This window comes from Rhodohalobacter sp. SW132, assembly GCF_003390325.1.
Classification (GTDB): Bacteria; Bacteroidota; Rhodothermia; order Balneolales; family Balneolaceae; genus SW132.
Genome location: NZ_QUOK01000003.1, coordinates 419,139 through 430,543, shown reverse-complemented (window position 1 = coordinate 430,543; position 11,405 = coordinate 419,139). Strand labels below are relative to the sequence as shown.

Here is an 11,405-nt window from a genome sequence, read left to right as displayed (position 1 = left end):
CAAAAAATCGAAGACAATGAAAGCATTGCAAAACTTGAAGATATTATATGGAACGGCTTTACTTCTGCTGATTGCAGGTTTTTTTTACGGCTGTAAGGATGATTTTCTTGTAGGTGAAGCACAGGGAAGTCTGGATGAACAAACACTTGCTAACCAGAATGGAGTAGAAGGTAACCTGATAGGCACCTACAGAATGCTGGGCGGCTGGGCCGGCTTTGGAGGATGGGGTACCGGGTCAAGTAACTGGATCTTTGGAAGTGTAACGTCCGATGATGCTTATAAAGGTTCGGAGCCGGGTGACCAGGGCCCGATTACTGACGTAGAATTGTACAACTGGAGTACCGGTGGTACGGATGAGTATCTGAACGATAAGTGGGCATCCCTCTATGAAGGTGTAAACAGAGCAAATTCAACATTACGCCTGATGAATCGCCTGCTTGAGGATGATCCCAATGCTATACCTGAAGCGGATGCAAACAGTATTCGGGGGGAGGCGCTTTTTTTAAGAGCGTACTATCATTATGATGCGTGGAGAATGTGGGAAAATATTCCATACTATTTCGAGGAGGATGATGATTTCCGAAAATCGAACGAAAATGTTGATGTTATTGGGAATATTACCAATGATCTACAACAAGCGATCTCATTTCTGCCGGAATCTCCACGCAACGGTCAGGTGGGCAGGGCAACTTCGTGGACTGCACAGGCCTTGCTTGGAAGAGTTCAGGCGGATGCAAGAAACTACGGAGATGCATTAACCACATTACGTGCAGTTCGTACCAGTGGTGTATATGATCTCGAGGAAAACTTCCAGCAGGTTTGGACAGGGTTCAGTGAATATGCAAACGGACCGGAGACAATTATCGCCTACCAGGCTTCAGCCAATGATGGTAATTCTGAGGGAGATAACTCAAATTACCACATCCGCCTGGCCTACCCGCACAGTGGTAGCCCGTTTGGTTGCTGCGGATTTTTTCAACCTTCACAAAACCTGGTAAACTTTTTTGTTGTAGATGATGACGGATTACCGTTAGCGATGACGGATCCTGCATGGGATAACAGAAATGATGCACTTGCTGCCGGTGCCGGAGTACCGGTTGACCCCAGATTAGACTGGACCGTCGGACGTGATGGCGTTCCCTTTAAAGATTGGGGAAATCATGAATCAGGCTGGATTCGTGACCGGGGTTATGGAGGGCCCTACAGCCCTAAGAAACATGTTCATGAAGCTTCCAGTGGAGCTGAAAGTAATGTTGGCTGGAACGCAACGCACCTTAACTCGGTAAACTGGCATCTATATCGTTACGCAGATTTACTTTTGTTGCTTGCAGAAGCCGAAGTTGAAGCCGGTAGTCTTGATAATGCTTTGGAAATCGTGAATGAAATCCGTGCCCGAGCCGGCGTAGCAGCGCAGGGGCCGGGAGATAGTCCTGATAATATTGCAGTTCCAATAGATCATGGTTCAATCACCTGGGCTGATTATAGCATAGGACTTTATGACTCATTTCCTGATCAGGATTTCGCGCGAAGAGCAGTCCGGCATGAGAGAAGACTTGAACTGGCCATGGAAGGACACCGTTTCTTTGATTTGAAGAGATGGGGTGTAGTAGAAGATGTATTAAATGATTACACAAATAGTGAAAACAGCAGGCGGTCTTATTTGTCAGCTGCTTCCAATTTTGAAGACAGACACCAGCGTTTTCCAATTCCTTCTTTCCAGATTGACGTAAGCAGGGTTGATGGCGAAAACAGGCTTATTCAAAATTCTGGCTGGTAAAACACCGGTTATAAGCAATTAAAAAATAATTTAAAAAATCCCGTGGACCGTTGTGGTACACGGGATTTTTTTTGCCTTAGTGTTTTATTGATAATGTTTCAGCCGCTTCATTCCAATTACATCCTTACTGTTGATTTCAACCTAATACTTATCTCGAACTACCGTATATCAGCATCTCCAGTAACAATTACATTCAATATATACCTGAGTTCTATTCGATTTGTAAATTATGATCTCAAAAGTCCCTTTTTGAGAGGCTATGCAAATATTCCCGTAAATTGTTTAGCACTCCTGATATTTTAAAGTTGAAAAACTCATTTCGAAGCTCCCCTCTCTGGCAAGTCCCGCCAGGGCGCGGTAGAGAGGGGACGGGGGTGAGTCAGAAGGACTGGTGGCGATGGAAAAGACAGAAATCTTAACTTATTTAGGTGCGATTTCTTTGGGAGATAGTTTTCTCACAGTCTATAGAAAAAGAGAATAAGGGGGATGTTCCTTAGTGGCTTGGTACTGAATAAATGGAATTGATTATTAATCGAACTGAGGTTACAAATCAAGAAGCAGATCTGCTATCTACTGTCCTCTGCAGGAGTTCACCGGAAGAAACAGATTTGGAGTCGAATTATGGTTTGCCACAAGAAGTACAGGCCCCTCCGGAGTGTTGATTTTAAGAAGTTTCTTAGCATCTTCGGGGGCATGAAAGCCACTTTCAACAAGTGGAACCGGAGAAAAACTGCCACTGCCATCACCCCTCAAAATCAGGCCTTTACCGGCATCAGCTCTTGGAATATTGGGCTCGGTTTCAAAAATATTACCCGCTATAATCAGATCAGGGGTGCCGCTGCAGTCAATATCGTGAAGTATTGAATCATTGATGGGTGAAATCTGGGCTTTTGTGGGGAGTTCTGCATTTGCAAACGTGCCATCCCCATTATTTATCAATACCGTACTGGCAAATGTGTCCACCTGGTAATGAAGCGCCTGGTCAAGTTTTTCCCGGTTAAAAAGTCGATGAATGGGTTCATTTGAAAAATCTTCAAAACGATCGTAACTGTAGCCCAGTTGATTAATTGAATTGCCGAGTTTGGCTAAACCATGAAAGGGGTATTCAATACCATCTATCTCCTGAACAAATATCAGTTCCGTTCTCCAGTTTTCATTGAAATCACCGGCATATACGCCGAATCTGCTTTCAGGAGATGTTTTATAAGTAAAATTCAATCCAAGATTACCGGCAATCAGGTCCGTATGTCCATTGTTGTTGATATCCCCTGAAGTAAGGCTATACCACCAGCCGCGGGAGGGAGGAAGATTCATTGATTCAGTTACATCGTTAAATTGTGCACCATTATTTTCATAAAACCGGATCGGCATCCACTCTCCAACAGTCACAAGGTCAGGAGTATTATTTCCTGTAAAATCAATCCATACCGCATCTGTTACCATGCCGCCCGTATGGATAAGTTCCGGGGCAATTGACTCTGTTACATCAGTAAAACGTCCGCCATCATTCCGCAAAATATAACTGCGTACCGGGTGAGGGTAATTCCTTTGCGACAAACGTCCACCGATAAACAGATCCATCCTGCCGTTGCCGTTAAAATCACCGGGTGTAATTGCAGCTGTTGCTGTATTTATATTTGGCAGCGCATCTTCATCCCGTATAAACCTGCCGCCTCCCTGGTTGATGTAAAGCCGATCCTGAAGCAATTCCGAAACATTCGAGAGCCTGAAACTGCCGCTGCTGACATATAAATCTAAAAGTCCGTTTCCGTTTGCATCAAAGAAATGTGCGTCCCAGTCATCATATCGTTTATCTCTCTCCCATGGCTGGAAGTCATTAAATTCAATAAATTCTCCATCTTCCTGCTGCAGATATAGCTTACCGGCGGTATCGGCAGAACCACCGATATAAATATCATCAAGGCCGTTGCCGGTGATATCTCCAGCTGCAATAGTAATATTCTGGCTTGTTACTTTATAAGGGAGCGTGGTCTGGATATTGAAATCATTTATTCGGCTGCCACCATGAGTTATATCAAACCCATTAATAGGTTGTACCGGCTCCAATAGGGGTTGAATTTTTGGTTTTTGATCAGGGTTTGTATCCGGCTTGGAATCTGCATCAGCCTGGGACAGTGTAAGAACCTGGTTTTTTTCTACGTCAGTCAATAACTGATATCTGTCATCCGGCCAGTAGATTTCAAGAGAATCAACCGTGTCCCCGGCGCTATCGCCCAGGCCAAAATGGATTCGGTGATCTACTGTAGACATATATCCCCTGTAGGGCGTGTGGTAGATGGTTTGCTTCACTCCATTGTGTGTAAGAATAATCCTGGAACCAAGCCCTTGCCTGTTTGAAGAATCACCATCCAGAACAATCTGCAAATAACCGTTTTCATCAGAACCTGCGCCAGTGTTCTCATAAATTTGCGCTGTACTGTTGATATTGCTGATTATGAGGTCAAGCCTTCCATTATTGTTTAAATCAGCGTACGCCGCACCATATGAAAACCGGGGGTGATCTATTCCCCATTGGCTGGTTTTATCTGTAAAAGTTAAATCACCATTATTTTTAAAAATATGGTTCGGGATTTCGTAACTATGCAGGTTCTCAAGAATCTCGAGTTCTCTCTGTTTAATCTGATCCGGGCTGTCAGCAGTTTGCCGAACCCTGTGCATGTCTGAAAGGTAATCGAAATCATTTACTGCTTTTGGATATCCGTTACTGACGAAGAGATCTTTTAAGCCATCGTTATCAAAATCCGCAAATAGCGCTGCCCAGCTCCAGTCGGTGTAGGCCACACCTGCCATTCTTCCAATTTCACTAAAAATGATGTCGCCCTCCGGCGTTGTTCCGCGATTGAACTGCAGTGTATTGGTATTGTAATGTGGAAAATAACCTTGATTTCTCAACTGCTGGAAGGCACTGTATGATGTAGAGCCGCTCATTCGTTTCTGGTCCTCCAGCTCTACAGGCATCATATCTGTTTGCATGATATCAGCCCATCCGTTATTGGAAAAATCGGCAATATCGATTCCCATTCCTGCAAAACTTGTATGTTTCAAATATTCGGCGGCTTTGTCGGTAAATGTTCCGTCACCGTTATTCATATAGAGCACATCGTTCGGGGTGATATCGTTGGATACGTAAATGTCTGGCCAGCCATTGTTGTTCAGGTCCGTAGCCACAACGCCCAATCCATATCCTAGTCTGTTCAATATCCCTGCATCTTCCGAAACATCAGTAAAAGTTCCATCCCCGTTATTCCTGTAAAGCCTGTCTAATCCGTACGGATTGGGCGCTCTCGCACCGCTGAAGCTGCCACCTGTATCACCCCGCCCGAACTCTTCCGGAGAGTTGCCAAGAAGAAACAGGTCCAGGTATCCGCTTTTGTTATAATCCAGAAAGATGGCATGTGTGGTAAAACCAGGATCATCGATGGAGTAGTCGGAAGCAGCTTCTGTAAATGTATTATCACCATTGTTAAGGTATAAAAGGTTTCTTCTGTTTTCAGGTGACGACCAGGGAGCACCGGATACTGACAAATAGATATCCAGGTAGCCATTACCATTCAAATCGACCATAGAAACGCCGGTGACCCTTCGGTCTGTTTGAATTCCGGAATGCTCGGTAATATCCTGGAACTCCATATTGCCCTGATTTAAATAGAGGCGGCTCTGAACAAAGTTGCCTGAAAAAAACAGATCCGTTAAACCATTATTATTGATGTCACCCGCAGCAACACCGGCCCCGTTATAGAGAAAGTGATCTGTTTGAGCGTTTAGCGTATCATTGGAAACAATGGCGTTATTGAATGTGATGGATGTATGATCCGAAGAAAGTTCCCGGAATAAAGGATCAGCTTGATCACCAGGTGTACAGCCCGATAGGCACAGAGCGAAAATAATGAATATAAATATTAACCTGGTATGGATTGCCATCTGCTAAGAATATGATAGAAAATATCGGTGGCGAACGAGTTGAATCAATAGATGATGGATTTTCGAGATCCCCCTGAGTACAATATATAAAAACTCCCTATTTGTAATTCCCTTTGTTTATACACAATACATGCACCTTAATCCTATTATAATTCAGATAATGGAATGAGGATAAAATGAATAAACCGTTATTGATAACCAAGAATGAATATTACACATATCGATACTTTATCAAATCGTGTATCCGACTCCTTTTTCGAAGTTATTTCTGCAAACATACTGTTCCGGTGGAGCATGAAGGCCTTCATGAAATCGCGGGTTGGAGATCGCGGATCGGGTTCTTGATGACGTGGAGATCCAGCATGATGTCTATTACAAATCCGTCTCGGAGAGACGGTACATTTGCAGAAATAAGAGCGGTCCCGAACCTGGGATGTTCCGTAGGAACATTATGTTTCTTTGAACAGGCATTGAGCTAATTCAAAATCCATACACCTTTAAATCAACCCAAAAAAATGCCGCGAACTGATCAAACAGTCCCAAAACGGACAGTCATCTCAATTCCCGGCATTTTGTTGATGTCAACTCTTCAAGGCATAAACGCCCGAGTTGATGCATCATCCCGTCTTGATATCTTATCGAAAACGATTCATTTTCAGAATCAGAAATAGAACATCAGTCCTGCGGAGATCGTATTGCCGCTAAAACTGGCGCCATCGAGCGACTCCTGATTGTCACTTGGATTTAAAAAGAGGTAGCGATAATCGATATTTAAGGCCACATTTTCATTAAATGGTATTTCAGCTCCGAACCCAAGGTGATACCCCAGGTTGAAATCGCTGTCGTCATCAAATCCCAGATCTTCAAGAACTCCGGATGTAGTATAACGCGTATAATACGCTCCAAGACCGGCAACTCCATAGGGAGAAAAGTTTTCGCTAACCGGTGCAAATGCAAGTAAGGATGCCGTTACCGGCACAAAACTTGTTTTCACAGAGTTACCATTAATTCCATACTCTTGTCCGGCACGATATTCCACCGCCGCTTCAATCCCAATAATAGCTCCCGGACGGATACGCATTTGCGCTCCTCCGTAAAAATTACCTTCATCAGCATCCTGTGCTTTGTAATATCCCAGGCGCGGGCCAAATCCAAAGGTGTCGGAAATGGACGCACGTTCTGCAGCTGACTGTGCACTTGCTGTAAAGACAGCGGTTCCCAGCATCAATGATAAAATAACCAATATTCGATGTATCATAATTGTTCTATCTTTTTGACTTATTTAGGGTTACGATGATACTATATCGAATTAATCCAAAGATGTTCCGGGCCAGGAGGGTCAAATTACTTGCCATTCTATTGTCATAAATATTATGACAGATCGTGGTCACTGGTTGATTTTGTCTAAAGCTTAACTGCAGTATGATTATACATATTTCGCTTTTCCGGCATCATCAAACCGGCAATATTGAATGGCTTGATGTTCTCTCTGATCTGTTTGATGAACGCTTCATTCTCATTTCGGGTCGATCCGTTTTCGGTGAGATTTACAAGGCTCCGATATTGATTACGGACAATGGATGAAAGTTCGGGATGGCCTGCGCTCAGAAATCGTCCCGTCCGGTCACCCGACAATCTCTGCTGCTCATACTGAATGGTGCAGGTGAAATAGAGCATCGTCCACGCCGTGAACAGTTCAAAATTGTGGCGGCTTATGTAGCATCCCGTGACCAAAAGATCGATCAGCTCCAGCTCGCTAAAAAACTCTTTCTGATATCGATTCAGTTCTCTCTGGATTGATTTTTGATGAAATTCGTTTGTTTTGATGATATCCAGCAGCTTTTCAACTCCTGACAGTGTGTGCGCAATTCCTGTGCTGTGCAGGGGATCCACAAAACCTGCGGTGTGATGAAGCGCCGCCCATCCATCCCCAAACATGCGATCCAGCCGCCGCTGAAGCCGTCCTGTTTTGATGATTTTTCCCGGATCTTCGCAACGTTTCGAGTCACCAAAGAGATCATAAAGTGTCGGATACTTCTTAATGATGTGGTTCCAGGATTCTGCCCCGGATACTGATTCGAAATCAGATGAATGGTTTTGATCCAGAACCAGTCCGGCACTCAGGCGATCATCGTTAAACCGGAGCATCCAGAGCCACCCTTCCTCCAGGATATGGTGAAGAGCAGAGTGATCGGGATTGTAGGGATAATCATCGGTTTTGAACCCGTTCGATTCAAGATGATTCAGCCAGAGGGGAACCTGTTTAAAGTGGGAGTAGATCGCGCGGCTGTTCGTTTCAAATGGCTCAGAAGTTGAAGCTGTATTGAAGAATTTTTCAGAAAATGCTGAAGATCCGGTTGCGTCGATGATGAATTTTGTTTCGGCCTGAAGAGTGCCATCCGGCCGATGAGCCGAGATCAACCAGTTTCCGGATGGATTACGCTGAACGTGTTGAATCTCAGTTTGGTCATAGTATTCAATACCGTACTCTTTTGCCTGTTTGACGAGAAAGTGATCCAGATCGGATCGCAGCCATTGAGTGTCTGAATTTTCATCATCCACACTTGCTGCAACCAGCAGTTCATTGGAGTGATGGTAATCGGATGAAAATTCTTTTCCCGCTTCATGATTATAATAACTGAATCCCCGTTTGATGCCGCAGGTGAGTTCGGGGTAGTGCTCCTGCCAGCTTCCATAGCGCGAAAGTTTATTAAGCCAGGGGAGATCGTACCGACTGGCGATATCCCGCAATATCATGTCGGCAATCGGAGTGGATGATTCACCGATCGCAAACCGCGGGTGGGAATTTTTTTCAATAATTCCAACCCTATAGCCCGATTGTTTTAGACAGAGTGCCGTAAGCGATCCGGCAAATCCGCTGCCAATACTGAGGAAGTCGTACGTCATAGGGGATAGATTACAGATTATTGATGAAAGATGTTTGAAGATGGTGTGATGGGTAAATCGTATAGCAATGAAACAAGTCATGCCGCACTAGATGCGGCATCACCCATTTGGGTTCGTTGGTCAGTATTGAGTTATGGGTAACGCGTATTGCTATGCGAGGATTGGAGATCGCAGATCGGGGTCCGCGATGACGATTCGTGGTGACGTCAACTGTTATATCAGCATCTACGAGAAAACACCCCTCAGATGAAATGCTGAACGCTTTCATCATCTCCCCTCAAGGGGAGATCTCTTACACGAACATTTTACCGGTTGCAGCACCATCTGCTGCAGATTCATGTTGTGCAGACGATTTTTTCGGGCTTCGATGCAGTAGGGACAATCTGAAAATTTTTCGAGATCCCATGTGTCGGCGAAGACGCGTCCCTGGCCAATTTGAAGCGCTCGGTCAAATACTTCTTCAAGGGCGCCAAGCGTGGGTGGAACAAAATCTTCGTCTTCGAGCAGTTGGTCCATGATTCCGTTGCCCGGACGTGTTGGAATGATGGAACAGGTGCCAATCCCGCAATCAAACGCAAACTCAACGGCTTTTAGACACCATTCGATGTTCTTCCGCGGATCTGTCAGAAATGGCGGGTTCAGCAAGATAAATGCCCGCGTCTGAATTCCGTTTGAAATCAAAAATTCAGATGCTTTCCGGAAATCGGTTTTTGTGATCTGTTTATTGAGCCTGGGCAGCACATCCGGATGGATCGACTCGAGTCCCATCGCCACCTCAAGCTGACCGCAAATCTGCTTCTGAAAATCGGTGACCGATTGGTTGCAAAGCTTCGGATGATTTTCAACCAGTACGGTGCTATATCCATCCAGCAGCCGGGCTATTTTTTCGTGACCACCCGGCGGAATGGCTTTCTTATCAAAGAAATTTCCGTTGTTATAGAGCTTGATCATCTCTGCATCCGGAAGCTGATCAAGCCCGAACCGGACCTGTTCCGGAATGGCACCATCAGGCGTGGGCTCATCAAGCGTATCTTTCCAGAGATCACACATCACACATTTGAACGAGCACTCCTTATTAGTAAGGAAAAGCGTATTCACATCCACCAGGCGTCCATCCGGGCCGGGTTCCTGTTCATGCAGCCAGCCATAAGGCCTGAACGGATCCACGCTTTTTTTGGGTGGACGCAGTTTGGTGATGAGCTGTGAATCAGGCATAAAGTGACCGGAAGTAGTTTCTGTACTCCATCTCGTTTTCGGGAAACAACTCGCTGTATCCCTGTTCATCGATCGCGCCATGCTGAAAACGGCGCTTTGGAAACGCCGGCATATCGTGGCCGGTAACGGCTTTTACTCCACGCTGGACGATATCACCCTTCAGCGCATATAGCTCTTCATGACTCCAGTCGGTGAGCTGAATGAAGGGAATTCCTTCCGACACTTCGATTACGTTCGGCAGTGAGTACGGGCTGAATCCTTTAAAGCCATGTTTTTTAGCCGGCGCATATGTGCGGATATGCCCGCGGCTCTGTCCGCCTGAATAGGTGAGGGAGTGCTTGATTTTATCCACACCCCAGCCTTCGTGGTAGAGCAGCGGATTGTTGAGAACACTTCGGATGGTCAGCTCCGGATTATCTTCGATCGGGTACGATTTCATATTTTCATCCCCACCATCACCATCGGCCAGCCAGGTCCAGTTCGGATATTTTTCGCGGATTTTTTTGCAGAGTGTCAGCGTCATTGTAGCCGCCTCCACATCACGTAATTTGTAATCCTCAATCACCCGGATGGTTTCTTTGTAATCCAGCTCCGACTTATCTGCCTCAATCACTTCCAGGAACATCGACACACCGAGCTGGTTCAGGAAATCGAACGCCTGGTCGGCATCAGCGGCCTGGCCCACGGAGAGCGTAAACGCCTTCAATCGCGAAGGGGAGAGGCCCATCTCCAGCATCTGGTGATAGAGCGTGAGGAATACCGAGCCGCTGTCAATCCCACCGGAAAAGAGCACGCCGATCGGTTCATCTTCGGGAACGGTTTCCAGCCATTTTCGGCACTCATTCCGGAGTGCTTCGATGTAGGTCTTTCCAATCTGATCAAGATCCGCATTCATCGTGTTTCGTTCGGGAGTGAAATATCGGTTGAACTGCGGATTGGGATCCGGGCATCCGATCACATCAAGCCGTACAAGATAGTGAGCAGGAACCATGCGTGTATAGTCGGGGCGGAACTGATCTGCAAATCCAAGCTCTTTCAAATAGTTATAAATTTCATCGATTCGTTCGGCAACGATCAGAAGCGGACCCGAGACCTGTTTTGCCATAAAGTATCGCATCGGCCGGCCGATGGAGCGGGACAAAAACACCTGCTGACCCACTTTCTGAACAATGGCAAAAGAGCCTTCAATTTCCCGGATTTTTTCAGGGTCGCCTGAAGCAATCACACGTTCAGCTTCTTCGGCAGACATATTAAAAATCTGGTTTTCTGCAGGATCGATCAGGCTTACAAAATCATCTAATTTTTTGGCAATATGAGGCATAAGGCAATAGATTTTAAAAAATAATAGTTGATATCAACACGCAGAAGATAGCAAAAAGTTGTGTGCCGGAATAGGGAAATGAGGCAGATCTCGTTATGCAGAGCCCTCCGATAAAGAGTTATGGATTTTAATCTCCAGTTCTTTGAAGCTCATAATGAAACAATCAGGAATGTTTTTCGTGTGAAAATAGAGATGATAACATGAATGAAATTCATTTAAAAAAGTTCATGTTTAATAATCGGA

7 protein-coding genes are annotated in these 11,405 nt (G+C 45.3%); 2 read left to right on the top strand and 5 right to left on the bottom strand.

Annotated elements, in window-relative coordinates; translation table 11 throughout:
• The first annotated feature begins 16 nt into the window (after window positions 1-16).
• The gene (locus DYD21_RS08745) at window positions 17-1,777 is read left to right on the top strand and encodes a RagB/SusD family nutrient uptake outer membrane protein (protein WP_116035371.1); all 1,761 of its coding nucleotides are present in this window, start codon (window positions 17-19) and stop codon (window positions 1,775-1,777) included.
• A 570-nt stretch (window positions 1,778-2,347) separates the two neighbouring features.
• Here the strand turns inward: DYD21_RS08745 and DYD21_RS08740 are convergent.
• Entirely contained in the window at window positions 2,348-5,719 is a 3,372-nt protein-coding gene (locus DYD21_RS08740; RefSeq protein ID WP_116035368.1) for a VCBS repeat-containing protein, read from the bottom strand.
• A gap of 204 nt (window positions 5,720-5,923) precedes the next feature.
• Here DYD21_RS08740 and DYD21_RS21015 point away from each other — a divergent pair, with 204 nt between their 5' ends.
• Window positions 5,924-6,064 carry a hypothetical protein gene (locus DYD21_RS21015; RefSeq protein WP_158551468.1) on the top strand — a complete coding sequence of 47 codons (141 nt, stop codon included), beginning with the start codon at window positions 5,924-5,926 and terminating at the stop codon, window positions 6,062-6,064.
• A 316-nt stretch (window positions 6,065-6,380) separates the two neighbouring features.
• Here DYD21_RS21015 and DYD21_RS08735 read toward each other — a convergent pair whose 3' ends face one another.
• The 4 genes from DYD21_RS08735 to DYD21_RS08720 form a co-directional block, all read right to left on the bottom strand.
• Window positions 6,381-6,977, bottom strand: coding sequence for an outer membrane protein (locus tag DYD21_RS08735; protein ID WP_116035365.1), 597 nt, complete (start codon window positions 6,975-6,977; stop codon window positions 6,381-6,383).
• 146 nt (window positions 6,978-7,123) lie between these two features.
• Window positions 7,124-8,626, bottom strand: coding sequence for an NAD(P)/FAD-dependent oxidoreductase (locus tag DYD21_RS08730; protein WP_158551466.1), 1,503 nt, complete (start codon window positions 8,624-8,626; stop codon window positions 7,124-7,126).
• A 267-nt stretch (window positions 8,627-8,893) separates the two neighbouring features.
• Window positions 8,894-9,841 (bottom strand): radical SAM protein, encoded by a 948-nt coding sequence (locus DYD21_RS08725; protein ID WP_116035361.1) that lies wholly within the window; start codon window positions 9,839-9,841, stop codon window positions 8,894-8,896.
• Entirely contained in the window at window positions 9,834-11,162 is a 1,329-nt protein-coding gene (locus DYD21_RS08720) for an asparagine synthase-related protein (RefSeq protein ID WP_116035358.1), read from the bottom strand. Before DYD21_RS08720 ends, DYD21_RS08725 begins: the two co-directional genes overlap by 8 nt.
• Window positions 11,163-11,405 lie beyond the last annotated feature (243 nt).